Below are 18,587 nucleotides of genomic sequence, written 5' to 3'. Positions count from 1 at the left end.
TAAATTCTTGCGAGAGTATAAAATTCTCAAAGTCGCTTACTCTAATAGACTTTCTAACCTGTTTTTATCCTAAAAGTTGGTACTTTTCATGGGCAATGCGATATAAAGGTCTCCACACCAGCCGATTCGTCATAACCACTAACAAAGACATAACTGCTGTTGCCGCTAATAACAACGGAAAGTTACCAGTAGCCGTAGCTTGCGAGATCGTAGCCCCCAAACCCGGTGTTGAGATGGTTTTACCCTGAAATTCAATATATTCACTAACAATACTTGCATTCCATGCACCACCCACCGCCGTAATTATACCTGTGACCAAATAGGGAAAAATACCAGGTAAGATCACAGTCCGCCAACGTTGAATCCGATTTAGCTTATAAACCTTTGCTACTTCAAATAAATCCGCAGGAATTGACTGCGCCCCTGCAATTACATTAAATAGCACATACCACATAGTTCCCAATAGCATTAGCATAATCGAGCCAATTTGCAATCCACCGCCAATTTGAGCAAGGGCAAGTAATAATACTGGAAATAGTGCCGTCGCAGGAACAGAAGCTGCAATTTGGACAATAGGTTGTAATAGCTTTGCCAGTCGAGGATTACGCCCGATCGCTACCCCCACAGGGACAGTCCATAGTAAAGATAATATTAATGCTGTGATTACCCTTAAGGCAGTGAGTAAGGCTCCTGTTAGCACTCTGCCCCAATCTTCAAGACTAATTACTTTCAACAGCATTAAAGCTTCCCATGTTCCCCACAGCACAATTAAGCCAAAACCACTTAAAAATAGCCAGTTAGCCCACTGCATTGCCACCGAAGAACGTTTATGAGACTTAGTGACAATTTGTGGAGGAAATGCCCAAACCATACCTTGATCCAAAGCTGTCCGCAGAGGTTGAAATAGCTGTTGATCAAATGCTCTTAAGGTTGGCGATCGCCTAATCCAATCTAAAACTACCGACTCAGGCGGGTTCTTTTCACCACTGGTTTCATACTTAAATTTCTCTGCCCAAGCGATCGCAGGCTGCCAAATTAAAAAATCTATGGCAATAATTACGCTAATTAAAACTATCAACCCCCAAGCGATCGCCCCAAAATCTCCCTTAGCTGCTGCCGCCCCCAAAAAAGAACCTAATCCGGGTAGCCGAAAATCTTTCTTCCCCAAGGTAAAAGACTCGATCGCAATTAAGAAAAACCAACCCCCTGCCACTGACATTACACTATTCCAAACCAAGCCAATAATGCCAGAGGGTAATTCCAAAGTCCAAAATCTTTGCCAAGCATTCAACCGATAGGTATTAGCTGCCTCAATTAGCTCACGGGGAATACTAGAAAGGGACTGATAAAAACTAAAAGTCATGTTCCATGTCATCCCTGTAAAAATTAAAACCACGGAAGCAATTTCTACGCCAATCCTTTGACCGGGAAACAATGCCACTAATGCTAAAACTACACCTGGCAAAAATGACAACACTGGAATCGACTGCAAAATATCTAGTAATGGCAACAAAACCATCGCCGCTACCCTAGAGCGATAGGCAATATAGGCATAAACCAAGGTAAATCCCAAGGATAATAAATATGCAAAAGTCATGCGTAAAAGAGTTTGCCCCGTATAGGCAGGCAATAGACTAATATCGGTTTCAATTTTTAGATCGGATTTATAAACACCGCCAAACTCTGAGCCAATGCGAATAATGGCAAAGATCAGAGCAATTAAGGCAGCAAACAGGACTAAATCTCGTAAATCTAGCTGAGAACGAGACTTAACTTTGCGATCGCGATCTACAGGATACATATTCTCTAAACTTAAAAATTAAAACTACGGTTATAGCTCAATATGCCCCATTAACATTAGGAACTTAAAAAGCTAAGACTAAGTCTAGGTTAACAATTGGGATCAAACAGTGCTTAGGGGAATTGTATTTTCCCACATGCTCAGGTTTTTAGCTATTTGTAACTATTTGAGCAAGTACACAGGACTTACGCACTTAAATTTACAATGTACTGGCAGAAGTAAGTTTGAGGTCTACACCCTCAGTTTGGGCTTTGCGCCAAACCCTTTTTAAATTTTTTTTCATTTATATTGCTTAAGTCATGTTCTATTAACTAGTTCGTTGAAATGTTAATTTGTCTTAAGTTATGACCTCTAGTAAGTAGTTAGATCAAACCTCTACGATAAACTTAATCTTGATTAACCTGTGGCTAAATTTAGCTGCAACATCACTGGAGTAGTACAAAATGTCCCATTCAGTAAAAATATACGATACCTGTATTGGCTGCACTCAATGTGTAAGAGCGTGTCCTACTGATGTTTTAGAGATGGTTCCTTGGGATGGATGTAAGGCAGGTCAAATTGCCTCTTCTCCCCGTACCGAGGACTGCATTGGTTGTAAGCGTTGCGAAACTGCTTGCCCCACTGATTTCTTAAGTATCCGTGTTTATTTAGGTGCGGAAACCAGTCGTAGCTTAGCTTTGACATATTAGTTGTTATTATTTTTAACATATTCTCAAATATTTGGCAGGGTGTCTTTAGGCACTCTTTTTTTGTAATTTTATGTGGCTACAATACCTGTAGGCTCAACTAAGCTTCAAAAATAAAAAAGGGGCATAGCCCCCATTAGTTAATCTATTCAGTTAATTCATTCTAAATTTAGATAGATAAATTAAATAGATGAAGATTCTTACTTAATAAATAGCATTTCTTGATAGGTGGGCAGAGTCCAAAGCTCATCGGCAACTTCACCTTCTAGGGCATCTGCAAATTCTCTAACGCTATCCATTAATGGACGAATAGTTTTAGCTGAATATTGCAGGTGGTCTTCAGTGGACTCAAAATCATGGTTATGTAAAGCTGTTTCTAACTTACTTACAGTATCGGTTAATGACTTCACTAAACCAGCAACTTTTTCTGCAGTCTCTGTTGATAACTCTACGCCAACTTCTTTCAAAGAAGCGATCGCCCCAGACAATCTAGTTAAATAGGTAACAGCAGCAGGATAAATAATAGTTTTGGCGATACTAATTACCAATTTTGCTTCGACTTCAATGGAAAGAATGTACTGTTCAGCATAGGTATCAAATCGGCTTGCTAGCTCAACGGGACTGAGAACACCCAATCTTTCAAAGAGTTCGACAATGTGAGGTTGTTTTAATACTGGCAGAGCATCAGCCGCCGTACGGAGATTTGGTAAACCTCTTTCCGCAGCCAGTTTATGCCATTCTTCAGAATAACCATTTCCGTTAAAGACTACAGCACCATGCTCGTCTATAACTTGTTTTAGAATTAAATGAATCGCAGTATTTAACTCTGTTCCCTTTGCTAATTCAGCCTCTAGCGCACCAGCGATCCAAGTTAAGGAATCCGCCAAAATTGTATTCATAGCAACCAATGGACCTGCCACCGATTGACCAGAACCTACAGCGCGGAATTCAAAGCGATTTCCTGTAAATGCAAATGGAGATGTACGATTGCGATCGCCGGGGTCTTTAGGGAAAATAGGTAAGGTATCAACCCCAATATTCATCAAGCCTTTAGACTTAGAGCCTTTAACGTCGCCCTGTTTAATCTGCTCGAATACATCCTCTAGTTGGGAACCCAAGTACACAGACATAATCGCAGGAGGAGCCTCGTTGGCACCCAGTCTATGATCATTACTAGCAGTCGCAATTACAGCCCGCAATAGAGAACCGTATAAATGCACCCCTCTAATTACGGCTCCACAGAATACCAAGAACTGAGCATTGCTATGGGGGGTATCACCGGGATCAAGCAAATTACCCTGAGTGGCATTACCAACAGACCAGTTAACGTGCTTACCAGAGCCATTAATACCTTTGAAAGGCTTTTCATGGAGTAAACAGACAAAACCATGCTTCTTAGCGGTAATTCGTAAAAGGGTCATCAGTAGCTGTTGGTGATCCGTGGCTACGTTGGCAGCCTCAAAAAATGGGGCGATTTCAAATTGTCCAGGGGCAACTTCGTTATGTCTAGTTTTAGCAGGAATACCAAGTCTGTATGCTCTTTCTTCTACTTCCTGCATAAATAACTGCACTCGCTCTGGAATGGCACCAAAGTAGTGATCATCAAATTGTTGTCCCTTCGCAGCAGGTTTACCAAATAGAGTTCTTCCCGCCAAGAGTAAATCGGGACGGCTGTTGGCAAAGTTGGCATCGACTAAAAAGTATTCTTGCTCAGCTCCACAGCTAGAATTAACAGGAGCAACTTCGGTATTTCCTAATAGTTTAAGAACTTTAGTGGCAGCCTTATTCATGGCGGCATTGGAACGTAGTAGAGGAGTCTTTTTATCTAATGCTTCTCCCGTCCAAGATACGAATACGGTCGGAATGCAAAGGGTAGCACCGTTATCGGTTTCCATAATGTAGGCAGGACTGGTCACATCCCAAGCAGTATAGCCCCGTGCCTCAAAGGTAGAACGAATACCACCATTAGGGAAGGAAGACCCATCAGGCTCACCTTGAACTAGTAATTTACCTGAGAACTCTGAGATTACAGAACCATCACTTTGGACAGAGATAAAACCATCATGCTTTTCTGCGGTGGCATTGGTAAGCGGGTAAAAAACGTGGGCATAGTACAGTGCGCCTTTAGAAATTGCCCAATCTTTCATGGCGATCGCTACCACATCAGCAATGGAAGGATCAATGGTCTCACCAGTTTGAATAGTTTTCTTTAAGGATTTGAAGACATTTTTAGGAAGACTTGCCTGCATTTTGCTTAGGCTAAATACATCTGTTGCCCATAAATCTTCCAGACGACCGGGCGGATTAAGGCTTAGTGTTTCACGATTCGTAATTTTTTGTATGGATTGCAGGCGTGACGCGTTGCTACTCATTGTGTTTCCTCAGTTACTGACTTGGGTGCGTTTGACTTAGATGAATTTGGAATAGTGGATCATCGTAACAAGTAATCTACCCACGAAAAGTTACTCATAGACAAATTTTTGATCATTTACTAGTTGACTAAATTAAACTAATTAACTAATCCATAGAAATTGCCGCTGGAAAGTTGGTGTTCCCAGTGATCTAAGACGATTTTTAGCTGCTTGGGTCGGATGGGCTTAGTCATAAACTCATTCATCCCAGCTTCAATACAGCGATTGCGATTTTCGGGTAATGCTCCAGCCGTCAGGGCAATAATAACAGGAGCGTTATTAAATCTTTGTAAAATTTCCTTAGTTGCCTCAATACCGTCCATGTTGGGCATTTGTACATCCATAAAAATAATGTCATAGCACTTATGCTCTAGGGCTGCTAATACCTCTAGTCCATCCCTAGCCACATCTACGGCGTAACCCATTTTATTCAGGATTCTGACTAAAACTTTTTGATCAACAAGACTATCCTCAGCTAACAGGATTTTTAAACTGGATACGGTGGTTTGATCACCTAATTGATTCCCTAATTGCAATGGGCGATCGCTACTAAATGTATTTAAGCTAATGGGAAATTCCACTGGAATACTTAGGGTAAATGTGGTTCCCTCCCCTAGTTCGCTTTTAACTTGTAGCTCTCCACCTAACAATGAAGCAAAGTGCTTACTAATAGAAAGTCCTAAGCCAGTTCCATCTTCAAACTTAATCCCACTTTGGACAAAAGGCTCAAAAATCCTCTCAACTTCAAGATGATGAATGCCTAACCCAGTATCTTTAATTTCAAAGACTAGGGTTAAGACTTTACTCAAGGGATTCCCAGCTATAAATATATTTACGGTAATGCTTCCTGCTTGGGTAGATTGCACCGCAGTATTCAGGATATTTACGAGTATTTGTCTAAGCTTGGTTTCATCGGACTGGATGCAGACTGGTACTTCTTCGGCAATATTAAGGATGAGTTCTAGGTTTTTTTTCTCGGTTTTGGGATTAAAAATATGCTTTAGATCGTTAATCATTTCCCGCACCACAAATACTTTTTTATCTATTTCAAGGCGATGGGAATGGATTTTAGACATTTCGAGGATGTCATTAATTAAGGATAAAAGTTGTTTACCGCTTTGATAAATGATTTCGGTATAGCCGCGTTGCTCAGTAGTTAAAAGTTGATCCCAACTCATGAGTTGAGAAAATCCCAAAATGGCATTTAAGGGAGTGCGAAATTCATGGCTAATGCGTGTTAAAAATTCACTTTGGGTTGTTAATGCCAACTCGGATGTATCTTTATTTTTTTGCAGTTGATTGATCAGGTCTAAGTTTTGTTGTTTAAGCTGCTTAATCTTGGTGCTATATTGCAGGCGATCGCTAACATCCCCGAGAAATAAAGATATTTGGGTTCCTGATAACTGTCCATAACCTTCTAAGGAAATTACGGGAGTATCTGCATATTTACTATTAAGGATTTCGTAAAAATTTTGAATATCTTGGTAATTATAATGCCCTAAAAGTTGATCAGCTATGATTACTAAATCGGCAAATGCCAGCATCGCTTCATTATTTAAGCCACTGGCTTGAACTGAGTAACCTTGTTGCCATAGCAGGGCAAAAACATCATGCTCAGAGGCATCATGAGTGATAACTACAATATTTTTAGGACTCAATTCTGCACTCATAAATGCTCTAGTAAATGTTCTAGGATGACATACATTACATAATCTTACCCGAGTCCCTTAGGTAGAGTAAACATTTGAATCTCAATATTATGCAAAAACCATTTTTTATCATACGAAATTCGCTTAAAAGTCTTACTAATTGCTTAGTTAATTATTTATTTAAGTATCTGGTGCTTTTTTTAGTAATTTTGCCCTTAGCTTTACCTAGCCCTGTGAATGCGGCAACATCTCGACGGGTTGTTCAGCCTCAAAATGGCGCACCCGTACTATCAGGAATTATTAAGGGCGACGATTGGCTTAAGGCATTACCCGATTCTAAACTTGCCTATTGTAATGAGGCATTTGCGGCTTTTCGGGCTTCCCCATCCCAAAGTTATATTATTAGTTCCAATGTACAGAGTTTAACGGCATCTGGTTTATGCGATCGCATCGATCAATATTTCAGTATTGAAGAAACCTTGATTCTCGATTAGGCACTGCCGCAGCGATCGCCCCCTTATTATTTGCAGATACCCCCATTGGCACAAAATATAAGTGAAACCAATGGCTTGAACCACCCTTTAACAATTCCTTTAAGGATTACAGTAAGAGCAGTACATAGGATCACTAGTTTGATTTCCATCGGGGAATAGTATTTCCTGTTTAAAATTGCAGCGATCACAGCCATATATATGAGAACGAGTAACTTGAGTGGGAAGTCCACATAGTTCACAGGGTAAACCTGGAATACTCTCAGCTACGTCGAAATTCACAAAATTACAATTAGGACAAAGTTGTTGAAGTTTGCGAACTAGGACTTGGGTGGCTTTTGCAATATTATTCATCCTTGTGGGATTGTAGAGTGCGCGCATATCAGTTTCAATATGGATTTGGGGCGATCGCTTTAATAGTTCATTGACGGATTTCTTGAGCATTTCTTCAGAGATTATGCCCTTATAAATTGCTTCCTTGGCAGAGGTATGAGCATCAGGCATGATCACAATTCCATGATTCGGAAATCCTGCCCGTAGGGCGAACTCATAGGCTTCCTGATAGCTAGAGACCTCTTGATGATTGAAATTGGTATCTGTAGATAGGAATTCTCCATATACTGTGAAGTCATAATTACGATCTCTGATTAAGACGATTTCACGATTAAAGGGAATACCTAAGAAGGGATGGGGAAAGAAACTACCTTCACTGGCGATCGCCAAATCCACATCCAACAACTCCATAGCTTTTTCTGCCTTAAGTTTGGCTGTTTGGACTTGACTATTAGTGCGATCAATATCACGGGTAAATGTACCAAATAGGTCGCTATTAAAATCTTGACTAAAATCTTGGGGAACTATGATTCGCAATCCCAATGATGTTTCTAAAATTGGCGCGATCACGATCTCCTTCCGATGCATAGTCGCAATTACGGCAAGACGATCCTGAAACTCGATCGAATTTAAGGGGGAATTACTAGAAACCACTTTAAATCTATTATGACTATCTTGGTACAGGAACTTGACTGAGTAAAGAGTTAATTACCGTATCTATACTCAGCCCATCCAGTTGAGATTCTGGACGTAAAATTAACCGATGTCTTAGTAATGGTGGGGCGATCGCCTTAACATCATCGGGCGTTACAAAATCTCGACCTTCTAACCAAGCATGTGCCTTCGTTGCCTGTAACCAAGCTACTGCCGATCTAGGGGATGCCCCAAGGGAAAGATCGGGATGTTGACGGGAGCGTTTTACTAATTCCAAAATATAATCCAAAATATTATCCTTGACCTCTACGGCTTTAACCTCTAGTCTGGCAGCAAGGATTTGCGGTACGGAAGCGATCGCCTCTAAAATTTCTAAATCGATCTTCCCACCGACTTGCCCATCTTGGCTATTTAGTAACATTTGCTTTTCCGCAGTTTGATCGGGATATTCCACAATTAACTTAAATAAAAATCGATCTAGTTGTGCCTCTGGTAAGGGATAGGTACCTTCAAATTCCAGAGAGTTTTGGGTGGCAATTACCCAGAATACATCTGACAACTTTAAGCTAACCCCATCTAAGGTCACTTGTCGTTCTTCCATTGCTTCTAGGAGTGCTGATTGGGTTTTAGGTGGAGTACGGTTAATTTCATCTGCCAGCAACACTTCCGTGAAAATCGGACCCTTTTTCAGTACAAATTCACGGCTATTCAAATCAAAAATATTAGTTCCCAAAATGTCCGAGGGTAGAATATCGGGAGTCAGTTGCACTCGGCGAAAATCGGCTTTAATTAACTTTGCTAAAACTTTGACCGTCAGGGTTTTACCCGTACCAGGAACTCCTTCTAAAATCACATGACCACTGGATAGCAGTGCTACTAGTAATTGCTTAACTAACAACTTTTGTCCCAAAACTACAGTACTAAGAGCCTGATCAAGTTGGGTAAATATAGAGCGAATTTCAGCCATGTGCTTAGATATTGACGGGATTATGGGGATGGTAGTATTCTATCGCTGCGATCGCCATTGCTATAATAGTTTGAGGTTATGATACTTTGAAATCATAAATTCAGCACTTAAATTCTATTTTGCATGACTGCCAACCAAATTGAAGCGATTAATATTCCTAAGCGGGGAATGCCAGTAACCATAATTACAGGTTTTTTAGGAAGTGGTAAGACTACCTTACTTAATCACATTCTCCAAAACCAAACGGACTTAAAAGTAGCAGTTTTAGTTAATGAATTTGGCGATATTAACATCGATAGTCAGTTGCTTGTGGCTGTGGATGAAAATATGATGGAACTGAGTAATGGCTGTATTTGCTGCACGATTAATGATGGCTTAGTAGATGCGGTTTATAGTGTCCTCGAACGCAGCGATCGCATAGATTATATGATTGTCGAAACTACGGGAGTTGCTGACCCACTGCCCATTGCCCTCACATTTTTAGGTACAGAATTACAACATCTTACCCGTCTTGACTCTATTCTTACGGTAATTGATGCGGAGACCTTTACGCCCAAGCACTACGATAGCGATGCCGCTTTTAGTCAGCTTATGTATGGGGACATCATGATCATCAACAAAACCGATCTAGTCACTCCCGAAAAAGTTACGGAGCTAGAAGCATTTATTAATAAGCAAAAAAAAGGTGCCAGAATTCTGCGATCGCAACAGGGAGTAGTACCTTTACCGTTGATTTTAGATATCAAAATCGATCCATCGGATTTACAAGCTAGTCAAAAGTCAGATAGTCAATCAAGCAAACATAGCGATCACCATGATCACATAGATCACAAACACGACCATCACGATCACGAGCATCATCACCACGATCACAGTCACCACTTAGAAAATGACGGCTTTATTTCTGTATCTTTTCAAAGCGATCGCCCATTACAAATCGAAAAATTCCAAAGCTTTCTTGATCACCAGTTACCCGTAGATGTATTTCGTGCCAAGGGGATTCTTAATTTTGCTGGTATTCCCAATCGTTATATTTTTCAACTCAGTGGTAAACGCTACGAACTGAAAACCGAAGCAGGAAACCCTGCCCCCACCCAACTGGTGCTAATTGGACGGAATCTCGATCAAGAGCTACTCCTAAGTCAAATTGCCGATTGCTTAGCCACGGATTCTGTAAGTTAAGTTATATGGATAGAGCCGCCGAGCAACTACAAAAGATTAAACAGGCAAAAGCCAAAGCGATCGCAACTAGACAAGGTAACGAAAAAGGCTTGTATATGGTCTTTACTGGTTTAGGTAAAGGAAAAACTAGTGGTGCCATGAATATGGTGTATCGACATTTATCCCATGATCTCAAAGTAGTAGTGGTTCAATTTGTCAAAAACTCCCAAGCATATCCCGATGGCGATCGCCTGATGCTAACTAAATTACAAACCTTGGGCTTTCCTGTGCAAATCTATACCCTTGGCGGCGGCTTTACTTGGGAGACGCAAAATCCCAACCAAGATCGTGAGATGTCTGAAGCGGCGTGGCAAACTGCCCTCAGTGCCATTATTGATCCTGAAATTTCTTTAGTGGTTTTAGATGAACTGCACATCGCCCTAAAGTATCAACAATTAGAGCTAGAAACCGTATTAGCAGGCATTCAAAGTCGTCCTAGTCACTGCCATGTGGTTAGTACAGGTCGTTATGCTCCACTCGCTCTAATCGAAGCTGCTGATCTGGTTTCAGAGTTAACGCTAATTAAACATCCAGTATCCCAAAAAATCCCCGCCCAACTAGGAATCGAGTTTTAATCAAGGTATATTCCCCTTTATTACAACCATTTATCCACCACCTAGCCAGCCAAAGAATCCGCCTTTTTTAGGGGTAGCAGTTTTTTGTTCTGATTTATTACTGGGTTTAGTTTGGGAATTAGGATCAGGAATTTTATTAATATTTGCTAAAGCTATTGGCTCTTGCGGATTTAATTTTAGTGCCTGCTGAAAGCTCATTTTTGCCATGCCGTCCAGCTTTTGATTCATATATGCCAGACCCAATAAAGCATGACAGTAACTATGGTGATTATCAATTTGTAGATATTCCCTTAACTCTTTGATCGCTAACATCCACTGTTTTTTGGCAATATACTCTTCGGCAATTTTAATTTTGGTGGGGTAATTATTAGCTGATCTAGGATTGGTAGGATATTTTGCTCCTAAATTATGATCTACAGGTGCAGATATAACTTGTTTAGGCTCTGGATGAGGCTGATAACCCTCTTGATGCAGAATATAAACTAGATTTAATTCACTGATTAGACCAGTTCTCTCTAAAGCTTTATCTAAGTCTTGATATTGTTGAGCAGCGATCACTTCCACTGCCCGTTCATAATTACTTAAGCTCGGAGAATATAACAGGTTTTTAGCAGCATCTGAAGAAGGTGTAATTTTCTGCCCTTGTTTAATAATGCGTTTAGCCAGGAGCCTAAGTATGGTCGAGTACTCATCTCTCTCTTTTTCTGCCATTAAAAAGGTATAGGCGGGATTAACTAGCTTAGCAAGATACTGTGTGGCTTGATTTTTAGCTGATGGGGGATGTTTATCGCCGTAGGTGTCAGGATGAAGAATTCTAGCAATGTTTAGATATGCCCTACGAATTCGAGTAATATCCGCAGTAATTGGAGTCCCAAGAATAGCGTAATAATCGTGGGAATTATATTGACAGATGCCTTGACTAATCTCAAAGCTAGTTTTTTTCTCCTGTGACTGCATACGCGGAGACCTTAAGTTTTCAAATAAATCGAGAGTTATTATTTTAGCCTACCCAAGTTAACAGGCATTTACATCATTTATATAATATTAGTTTAACCCTTTTTTTAGATTTTAATCTCAGACTGGGCTTTGTTATACTGATTGCACCCAATTCCTAGTTATTACTATGAGCCGCATTCCGCCAAAACTAAGGTCAATGCCACGGCGCAAGACCCCTTCTGCTGTCTATATTCAAATGCACCAATTGGCTAACGAAAGGGAAAGATTACAGGAAGAATTAAAACGGCTTAGCGATCGCACTTCGGAAATTCAGCAACGCTTGCATCAGCTAGAAGTTAACCTAAATAAGTTAGAGGCAGAGGCTACCCAGTACAACTCTCTTTCAGAATCAGAACCAATTAGCCTAAATAATACACCTATACAAAATCATAATTATCAAAGCTTTGTGATTGAGTATTAGCAATAGTGCCAGTTTATTACCAAAAACCTTAATTAATTTACAGTCATCGAGATTTGGAGATTAATCGTAGAGTTCGGCTCCACAAAAAGCAAATTTTCTCCCGTATTTAAGGAATTTCTGGCGGCTGTCCAAGGTTCTACACAGACAAAATCTTTACCTTTAACTGTCCAAAATACTAAGGTTTTGTGGTGTTCATCAAAATCTATGGTTAGCTTTAAGTTGCGACTAGCATCGGTAATAATGGCTCGATTATGAGCAGCAGCATTAAAAAACATCACATCAATTTCATCCAGACTAAAATCAAAGCCACCTAAAAAAGCATGACTGACAAAGGATTTTTGATCGACGAATTCAGCACTGGGGAACTCAAATTTTAGTTCTGATTTGTCTGGTGTTGCAAAGTAAGGGTGGGTACCTGCGGAAAATGGCATGGACTGATTAGACAAATTGGTATAGCTTTGTTTAATTGTCAAAGTACTGCCAGTAAGAATGTATGTAAACCTCACCTTAAACTCAAAGGGATATACGGCTAGGGTCTCAGGGGTGCTAGTTAAGATTAAACTAATGCCATCTTGATCTTCTGTATCCACTTGCCAAGGTAAATTACGGGCAAATCCATGCTGGGTAAGGTGATAAACCTGTCCATTTAGGGTGTAGGTGTTATCGGGCATATTGCCACAGATCGGAAATAGGATGGGGATGCCGCCTCTAACACTAAGGTCTGGATGGGTGAATCGCTCTGTATCCATGTAAAAAATTTCCTGATCCCCCACTACCCAACTGGTAACTATGCCACCTCGTTCTGGAACTATTTCAATTTTAGAATTGCGATCGCCAAGGATATAGGTTTTATACTGACGTTGCTCAACTGTATAGGAAGCCATAAGTTATATTTAAAGTTATTTTTAACAAGCTAAATTTAATTAATTCTTTAGCCTCTGTCCAGCATAAGAATACCAAACCTTGACCACCCGAATAGCAAGAAATAAGGCTTAGCTTAATTGTGCCAAACCTTAGCAGAAATCTAGTAGTTACAAGTCCTTAGCTTTTTTTAGTCTCGTTATTAGGATGAGTTTTTGATAATCTCTTACCGCCAAAACCAACACCCAACGCAGAATTAAACTCAAAAAATAAAATCAAGCTTAATTATTCATTCTTAACAAGATAATTATCTCTCCCTCATCCAAGTTCGGAATGATTGAATTGCGGCATTTCTCTCTTCGCTAAAACTCTGTTCGATCAAGCGAGGAATCATGATTGTCCATATAATTTATTAGTTATGAACTGGAAAATTACTGAAGCTGAGCATAAATTCTCTGAACTTATTCGCTCTACGCGCAAAGAACCACAGTTAATATATAACTCCGATCGCTTAGTAGCAGTAGTAATTGAGGTAGGGTAGTGATCAAGAGGGCATGATAGATAAAAAAAGGGGTAAAACAAAATAGAAGTAAAATGTCCTTACTGTGAAAGTGACCAGATAGTTAAGAATGGCATAACCCGTCACAAAAAACAAAACTACAAATGTAAAAAGTGTAATCGTCAATTTGTGATTAATCCCAAAAACCAGCCAATAGCTGAATCCACAATTAAATTAGTCGATAATCTGCTGCTAGAACGTATATCCATGCGAGGGATTAAGCATGTTGCCAAGGTGTCATTACAGTGGTTACAGAGTTATATAAATGGTAAGTCTGTAACTGTAGAGTCGCAAGTTAAGGTAATCCCTAAAAAAAAGCACGCCTGACCATTGAGTGCGATGAACTATGGTCATTTAAGGTATGGATTTGGTTAGCAATTGACCGAAATACTAGAGAAATTGTTGGAGTGTTTGTTGGTAGTCGAAACCAAGAAGCAGCCTTGGGGTTATGGCAATCTTTACCAACCGTTTATCGACAATGTGCTGTTTGTTATACTGACTTCTGGCAAGCTTATAGCTGTATTTTACCTAAAAAACGCCATAAGGCTGTGGGCAAAGAGTCTGGACAGACTAATCATATTGAAAGGTTCAATTGTACTTTAAGGCAAAGAATTTCTCGCCTTGTTAGAAAAACTCTTTCTTTTTCTAAGAAATTAGAAAATCATATCGGTGCTATTTGGATATTTATCCATCACTACAATTCTGAAATTCACTCTAAGTTCTGCATCATGCCCTCTTGATCACTACCTAAAAGCGTACTATTCTGCAAATGAAGAAGTAAAAAAGAGAATTGCAGAAAGGGCTAAGGCAGAAGGAAGGATGGATTGGGTCAAGATTTTGACAAATGCCAAACAGGGTTTTAATGTTGAAAAAATGTCAGATGATGATTGGAAAGGGTTTGTTAATATTTTAGTGAGCCAGCCAGATCGAAAAGAGGTATGGAGATTTTTATACAATGCCTGGCGTTGCATATCTATGTATAAAAGAAATTAGAGTTTAGGCTGGATATTATTCCTAGCCTTTAAGAAATCTTTGATTCATACTAAACTCTGCAACGTCGAGCATGATTATCCTTGCGTAGGATTAGTTATGTAGCAACGGAAGCCGAGCAAAAATCTCTAATGTTTAGGCGATCGCTATATAGAGCCTGTTTCATATCTATTATGAGCAAGATGTATGATGCTTAGAAAATGCTAAATCCATACTCAAGTAGCCTAACAGATAAAGAATGGGAAATTATAGAACCATTGCTCCCAAAGAAAAAGCAAACTAGACCACCAACTTGGACAAAAAGACAAATTTTAGACGGCATACTCTACCAACTTAAAAACGGTTGTAATTGGCGAGATATGCCCCGAGACTTACCACCATTCTCTACAGTGTATCGATACTACAAGGAGTGGAAAGATACAGGTACATTTACTGCGATTATGGAAGCTTTACATGCAACAGCCCGTGAACAGTCAAAAAAAATCAAAATGGACAACTTTAATCATCATTGACTCACAAGCAGTGAAAAATACTTGTAATGCAAGTATAGAATCCAAGGGCTTCTGCTCCTACAAAGCAACTAACGGGATCAAAAGACATTTAGCCGTTGACACTCTGGGATTTCCTTTCTTTACCTATTTAACAAGAGCAAATGTATCAGATGACCAAGGACTGATTGAAATGTTAACGATTAACATTGATTACTTCAAATCGAAGCCAGATGACATTACGCTAACTACGATATTGCTGGATAGTGGTTATCATATCGAAAAATTGACGACTGATTTACAGAAGGTTTATCCTGAGATTATGACTAAGATTAGGTTTGAAATTTCTCCTAAGGTATCAAAGCAAAAGCAGGCAGAAAAAGGTCTGTCTGGGTTTGTAGTTGTGCCGACAAGGTGGGTACTTGGGTTGAAAGATGCAAAATCTTAGTTAAGAACTTTGAGAGAACTCTCGTTAATCCTACAGCTAAACTCAATCTTTGCTTTATTCGCTTGATGCTAAAAAGAATTGCTACTCATGAGATATGAAACAGGCTCGATACAGATTCCTTTAATATTCGGAGCTATTTTCATAGTTGGGCTGTATTTTGGTGAAATATTTGCCCATCTCCATATTCGACATCATAAATTTAGAGTTCTAATATCTATTTTATGGATAATTATTATTTCATTCTTTCATTTATGTTATTTATTTAGTATGTTTTTTGACCAAGTAAATGATGTTTTCTGGGTTGCATTTATTAGCTGGATTATTAGTTTTATAGTTATTGGATTGAAAGGCTTTACGGATTTAATTTTCGTTTCAAGATGTGTAGTAGCTTTTCTTTTTCTTAATTTTATAGGTTTAATTATTTGGTGGCAGATTGCTGTTGAGAGTCGTCTTGATGGAAGCGAAGGAGTAGGCGTGGCTTTCGGATGGGTTTTTATCCACTTTGGGGGATTAATACTGCCTCTTTTAGCCCTTGGGTTTACAATTTCAGCCGCTAATATTATTAACAATTACGAATCCCCTTAAAGCTCTATGAAAAGATTGTTTACCGATTTTGATGGTCCAATTATGGATGTGTCACAACGCTATTTTCAGGTTTATTTATTTTGTTTAGAGAAAGTAAAAGGACCAAATCAATTAGTAAGCCCTCTAACTAAGTCTGAATTTTGGGAATTTAAGCGATCGCAAACCTCAGAAGTAGAAATTGCCATTAAATCGGGCTTAAACCTGATCAACCAACCCCAAAATTTTGCCAGATTACGCAGGGAGAATATTAATTCCAAGTACTTCTTCACCTTTGATCAGATTCACCCTTGGGCGATCGCCGCTTTAGAAACTGCCCAAAATGCTGGACTTGAACTTGCAGTTATGACCATGCGCCGTGAATGGGAGTTATTTCCAGTCTTAGATCGATACGATTTACATAGATTTTTTAAGAGCGATCTCATATTTTGCCTAAAAAACGACTATATCAAAACCCAAGATATAAAAGATAAGCCTAAACTCATGGCAGGAGCGATCGCCACATTACCCAAAATTGAAAAGCAGTGGATGGTTGGTGATACTGAGGCTGATCTGGTTGCCGCTAGTACTCATAATATCCCCAGCATCGGCGTTTTGTCTGGGATTAGGAATCAAACCCAGTTAGAAATATATCAACCCCAAGCGATCGCCAAAGATTTACAAGAAGCTGTAGAAATTATTATTAATACTTCAGCTTAAATCTTCTGAGCAGTGAGAACCCCAAACTTAACTAATCCTCGGCTATAACCCCTAGCCATTAGCCGCAGAGATGTTGTGGCAATGATTGTGGGTAAACCTGCTTGGATCACACCTAAAATATTTCTCAAACTTAAAGCTGATTCAATTACTCGATCCCAAAATGGGGATACTTGTTCTGACCAGTCAACAGTGCAGATATTTTTAAAACCTAACTCTAGGGCGATCGCTTCATACTCAGATACGGAAATTACATAAGGTAGGCAGTAAACATCATAGATTCTTTGCAGATGTTGCTTTTCATTGATCGTAAGAGGTTTGGCTTGGGTCTCACGATGGCACCATGTCGCAAAAATCAACTTACCATTGGGCTTTAGAACTCGTAAACATTCTGCTAAAAATTTAGACTTGTCGGGCATGTGTTCGCCGCTTTCTAGTGACCAAATTAAATCAAAGGAATTACTGGCAAAGGGCATAGATAAGGCATCGGCAACTTGAAAATCTGTTCTTGACTCTAATCCAAACTCTTTGGCTCTGGCTTTAGCACGGTTAGCTTGTACGGGACTGAGGGTAATGCCTGTAACTTGAGATGATGGGAATTTTTCTGCCAGATATAGAGAACTACCGCCAATTCCACAGCCTATATCTAAAATTTGCGTATTAACTTCTAAATTTTCAACTCTTGACCAGTTAAGCAACTCTTCAATTAAATCGATCTGAGCCTGTCTGCGATCTTTATAACTAGCTTCCCCTTGTTCATAAAAGCCGTGGTGCATATGTTCTCCCCATACCTGTTCCCAGAGTGCAGAGGAAGAATCATAAAATGTTTTAATACGTTGGTTGAGCATGGTTTAAGAGAATAAAAAAGGGGCATTTGCTACCCCATACTAACAAGATATATTTTAAGTGCGATCGCTATCCCCAAGAATCGGATAACTCAGGTTCGGGCTTATTTCCAAGGATGTCATTATAAGCAACCAGCAATGAGCAAATGGTTAAAGGGGCTGTAAAAAAAAGTCCTATGCCGAGTACCAGTGCGCCAGCTAAATTTATTAAGCCTAAAACTAATAGAAACCCAAATACAGAAAACCAATTCTTAGAAACAAATTTACGACTGGTTTCTAAAGCCTCCCAAAAATCTAATTCCCAATCAATCGCAATTTGTAAAGCAAAAGCATAGGAAACGGCAATATAAATACCTGGAATAATCAAAAGCAAAAAGCCCAAAGCCGTAATTGCTCCACCAACTAGAGAAAGGAGAAAAATTTGCAGGAAATATTTATTACTCAAACCCTTAAAGAAATCATTAAAAACGTAGGGTTGCTTACGGATGATCGCCAGTCCAACAAAGGTAAATCCAGCACCAAGGGGAGCTCCAATAATTGAAGAAGCAATACCACCTAAAATCGGGACAAGATTTAATGCCAATGTGATCAAAGCAGTTAGAAAGAAAAATCCAATAAAGCTACCAAAATACTGTTTAAGAACTTCAAAGCCTTGACTAATATATTCACCGATTTTAATTTCGTAGTCTCGATTGAGCAGTGTTTCTAATTGGGGAGAACTCATATAGATATAGATTGGGTTGAGATTTCGGTTGTAATTATAGTTTGTGATCTGTAAATTTTGATACTAGAGTCATGGATTCTTAAGAAAATCTTTCTATTAATTTCAACTAAATTGTAAATAACATCAAAATCAATTACTAACAATAACTTACATCACTGCATCAGTGTTATACCGACAATCGGAGCAATC

20 protein-coding genes are annotated in these 18,587 nt (G+C 39.4%); 11 read left to right on the top strand and 9 right to left on the bottom strand.

Features of this window, described 5'->3' with window-relative positions; all coding sequences use genetic code 11:
• Positions 1–64 precede the first annotated feature (64 nt).
• A complete protein-coding gene (locus tag SYN7502_RS10780; protein ID WP_015168855.1) occupies positions 65–1,801 on the bottom strand; it encodes an ABC transporter permease in 1,737 nt (578 codons plus the stop codon).
• 443 nt (positions 1,802–2,244) lie between these two features.
• Here SYN7502_RS10780 and psaC point away from each other — a divergent pair, with 443 nt between their 5' ends.
• Positions 2,245–2,490, top strand: a complete 246-nt coding sequence (gene psaC, locus SYN7502_RS10775) for a photosystem I iron-sulfur center protein PsaC (protein ID WP_015168854.1) — start codon at positions 2,245–2,247, stop codon at positions 2,488–2,490.
• 197 nt (positions 2,491–2,687) lie between these two features.
• Here psaC and SYN7502_RS10770 read toward each other — a convergent pair whose 3' ends face one another.
• Positions 2,688–4,859, bottom strand: a complete 2,172-nt coding sequence (locus tag SYN7502_RS10770) for a glutamine synthetase III family protein (protein ID WP_015168853.1) — start codon at positions 4,857–4,859, stop codon at positions 2,688–2,690.
• A gap of 137 nt (positions 4,860–4,996) precedes the next feature.
• A complete protein-coding gene (locus SYN7502_RS10765; RefSeq protein WP_015168852.1) occupies positions 4,997–6,568 on the bottom strand; it encodes a response regulator in 1,572 nt (523 codons plus the stop codon).
• A gap of 170 nt (positions 6,569–6,738) precedes the next feature.
• Between SYN7502_RS10765 and SYN7502_RS10760 the strand changes: the two genes are divergently transcribed.
• Positions 6,739–7,041, top strand: coding sequence for a hypothetical protein (locus SYN7502_RS10760; RefSeq protein WP_144050202.1), 303 nt, complete (start codon positions 6,739–6,741; stop codon positions 7,039–7,041).
• Between the two features lie 99 nt (positions 7,042–7,140).
• On the opposite strand, the gene SYN7502_RS10755 is transcribed toward SYN7502_RS10760, so the two are convergent.
• Entirely contained in the window at positions 7,141–8,025 is an 885-nt protein-coding gene (locus tag SYN7502_RS10755; protein ID WP_015168850.1) for a DUF6671 family protein, read from the bottom strand.
• A gap of 16 nt (positions 8,026–8,041) precedes the next feature.
• Entirely contained in the window at positions 8,042–8,992 is a 951-nt protein-coding gene (locus tag SYN7502_RS10750; RefSeq protein WP_015168849.1) for an AAA family ATPase, read from the bottom strand.
• 123 nt (positions 8,993–9,115) lie between these two features.
• Between SYN7502_RS10750 and SYN7502_RS10745 the strand changes: the two genes are divergently transcribed.
• Positions 9,116–10,174 (top strand): CobW family GTP-binding protein, encoded by a 1,059-nt coding sequence (locus tag SYN7502_RS10745; RefSeq protein WP_015168848.1) that lies wholly within the window; start codon positions 9,116–9,118, stop codon positions 10,172–10,174.
• 5 nt (positions 10,175–10,179) lie between these two features.
• Positions 10,180–10,788, top strand: coding sequence for a cob(I)yrinic acid a,c-diamide adenosyltransferase (locus SYN7502_RS10740; protein ID WP_015168847.1), 609 nt, complete (start codon positions 10,180–10,182; stop codon positions 10,786–10,788).
• A 30-nt stretch (positions 10,789–10,818) separates the two neighbouring features.
• Here the strand turns inward: SYN7502_RS10740 and SYN7502_RS10735 are convergent, their stop codons facing one another.
• Positions 10,819–11,745, bottom strand: a complete 927-nt coding sequence (locus SYN7502_RS10735; protein ID WP_015168846.1) for a J domain-containing protein — start codon at positions 11,743–11,745, stop codon at positions 10,819–10,821.
• 166 nt (positions 11,746–11,911) lie between these two features.
• On the opposite strand from SYN7502_RS10735, the gene SYN7502_RS10730 reads away from it, so the two are divergent.
• Complete coding sequence (locus SYN7502_RS10730; protein ID WP_015168845.1) at positions 11,912–12,205, top strand: hypothetical protein; 294 nt, start codon at positions 11,912–11,914, stop codon at positions 12,203–12,205.
• Between the two features lie 32 nt (positions 12,206–12,237).
• On the opposite strand, the gene SYN7502_RS10725 is transcribed toward SYN7502_RS10730, so the two are convergent.
• Positions 12,238–13,089, bottom strand: coding sequence for an aldose epimerase family protein (locus SYN7502_RS10725; RefSeq protein ID WP_015168844.1), 852 nt, complete (start codon positions 13,087–13,089; stop codon positions 12,238–12,240).
• Between the two features lie 395 nt (positions 13,090–13,484).
• Here SYN7502_RS10725 and SYN7502_RS21175 point away from each other — a divergent pair, with 395 nt between their 5' ends.
• The 6 genes from SYN7502_RS21175 (at position 13,485) to SYN7502_RS10685 (ending at position 16,832) form a co-directional block, all read left to right on the top strand.
• Positions 13,485–13,607, top strand: coding sequence for a type II toxin-antitoxin system Phd/YefM family antitoxin (locus tag SYN7502_RS21175; RefSeq protein WP_256377859.1), 123 nt, complete (start codon positions 13,485–13,487; stop codon positions 13,605–13,607).
• A gap of 42 nt (positions 13,608–13,649) precedes the next feature.
• A protein-coding gene (locus SYN7502_RS19360) for an IS1 family transposase (RefSeq protein WP_246828998.1) occupies positions 13,650–14,365 on the top strand; the annotation gives its coding sequence in 2 pieces (ribosomal slippage) (positions 13,650–13,944 and positions 13,944–14,365; 717 coding nt in all).
• Between the two features lie 450 nt (positions 14,366–14,815).
• A complete protein-coding gene (locus SYN7502_RS10700) occupies positions 14,816–15,127 on the top strand; it encodes a transposase (protein ID WP_015168729.1) in 312 nt (103 codons plus the stop codon).
• Positions 15,081–15,551, top strand: a complete 471-nt coding sequence (locus SYN7502_RS10695; RefSeq protein ID WP_371257762.1) for a transposase — start codon at positions 15,081–15,083, stop codon at positions 15,549–15,551. Before SYN7502_RS10700 ends, SYN7502_RS10695 begins: the two co-directional genes overlap by 47 nt.
• A gap of 87 nt (positions 15,552–15,638) precedes the next feature.
• The gene (locus SYN7502_RS18915) at positions 15,639–16,136 is read left to right on the top strand and encodes a hypothetical protein (RefSeq protein ID WP_015168842.1); all 498 of its coding nucleotides are present in this window, start codon (positions 15,639–15,641) and stop codon (positions 16,134–16,136) included.
• Between the two features lie 6 nt (positions 16,137–16,142).
• Complete coding sequence (locus SYN7502_RS10685) at positions 16,143–16,832, top strand: HAD family hydrolase (RefSeq protein ID WP_015168841.1); 690 nt, start codon at positions 16,143–16,145, stop codon at positions 16,830–16,832.
• Here the strand turns inward: SYN7502_RS10685 and SYN7502_RS10680 are convergent.
• Together SYN7502_RS10680 and SYN7502_RS10675 are read right to left on the bottom strand one after the other, a co-directional pair.
• Complete coding sequence (locus SYN7502_RS10680) at positions 16,829–17,677, bottom strand: methyltransferase domain-containing protein (RefSeq protein WP_015168840.1); 849 nt, start codon at positions 17,675–17,677, stop codon at positions 16,829–16,831. The two genes, SYN7502_RS10685 and SYN7502_RS10680, sit on opposite strands and share 4 nt — an antisense overlap.
• A gap of 67 nt (positions 17,678–17,744) precedes the next feature.
• Positions 17,745–18,398: a hypothetical protein gene (locus SYN7502_RS10675; RefSeq protein ID WP_015168839.1), complete on the bottom strand. Its 654-nt coding sequence runs from the start codon at positions 18,396–18,398 to the stop codon at positions 17,745–17,747.
• Positions 18,399–18,587: the final 189 nt, after the last annotated feature.

The organism is Synechococcus sp. PCC 7502, from assembly GCF_000317085.1.
In the GTDB taxonomy this organism is placed as follows: domain Bacteria; phylum Cyanobacteriota; class Cyanobacteriia; order Pseudanabaenales; family Pseudanabaenaceae; genus PCC-7502.
This window is presented reverse-complemented; position numbering and strand designations above follow the sequence as displayed.

What these genes read in the sequence shown, in the direction of transcription:
- SYN7502_RS10780 (WP_015168855.1), bottom strand. Translation starts at nt 1,801, where the DNA reads ATGTATCCTGTAGATCGCGATCGCAAAGTTAAGTCTCGTTCTCAGCTA.
- SYN7502_RS10730 (WP_015168845.1), top strand. Translation starts at nt 11,912, where the DNA reads ATGAGCCGCATTCCGCCAAAACTAAGGTCAATGCCACGGCGCAAGACC.
- SYN7502_RS21175 (WP_256377859.1), top strand. Translation starts at nt 13,485, where the DNA reads ATGAACTGGAAAATTACTGAAGCTGAGCATAAATTCTCTGAACTTATT.
- SYN7502_RS10745 (WP_015168848.1), top strand. Translation starts at nt 9,116, where the DNA reads ATGACTGCCAACCAAATTGAAGCGATTAATATTCCTAAGCGGGGAATG.
- psaC (WP_015168854.1), top strand. Translation starts at nt 2,245, where the DNA reads ATGTCCCATTCAGTAAAAATATACGATACCTGTATTGGCTGCACTCAA.
- SYN7502_RS10750 (WP_015168849.1), bottom strand. Translation starts at nt 8,992, where the DNA reads ATGGCTGAAATTCGCTCTATATTTACCCAACTTGATCAGGCTCTTAGT.
- SYN7502_RS10725 (WP_015168844.1), bottom strand. Translation starts at nt 13,089, where the DNA reads ATGGCTTCCTATACAGTTGAGCAACGTCAGTATAAAACCTATATCCTT.
- SYN7502_RS10770 (WP_015168853.1), bottom strand. Translation starts at nt 4,859, where the DNA reads ATGAGTAGCAACGCGTCACGCCTGCAATCCATACAAAAAATTACGAAT.
- SYN7502_RS10700 (WP_015168729.1), top strand. Translation starts at nt 14,816, where the DNA reads ATGCTAAATCCATACTCAAGTAGCCTAACAGATAAAGAATGGGAAATT.
- SYN7502_RS10740 (WP_015168847.1), top strand. Translation starts at nt 10,180, where the DNA reads ATGGATAGAGCCGCCGAGCAACTACAAAAGATTAAACAGGCAAAAGCC.
- SYN7502_RS18915 (WP_015168842.1), top strand. Translation starts at nt 15,639, where the DNA reads ATGAGATATGAAACAGGCTCGATACAGATTCCTTTAATATTCGGAGCT.
- SYN7502_RS10735 (WP_015168846.1), bottom strand. Translation starts at nt 11,745, where the DNA reads ATGCAGTCACAGGAGAAAAAAACTAGCTTTGAGATTAGTCAAGGCATC.
- SYN7502_RS10675 (WP_015168839.1), bottom strand. Translation starts at nt 18,398, where the DNA reads ATGAGTTCTCCCCAATTAGAAACACTGCTCAATCGAGACTACGAAATT.
- SYN7502_RS10765 (WP_015168852.1), bottom strand. Translation starts at nt 6,568, where the DNA reads ATGAGTGCAGAATTGAGTCCTAAAAATATTGTAGTTATCACTCATGAT.
- SYN7502_RS10680 (WP_015168840.1), bottom strand. Translation starts at nt 17,677, where the DNA reads ATGCTCAACCAACGTATTAAAACATTTTATGATTCTTCCTCTGCACTC.
- SYN7502_RS10685 (WP_015168841.1), top strand. Translation starts at nt 16,143, where the DNA reads ATGAAAAGATTGTTTACCGATTTTGATGGTCCAATTATGGATGTGTCA.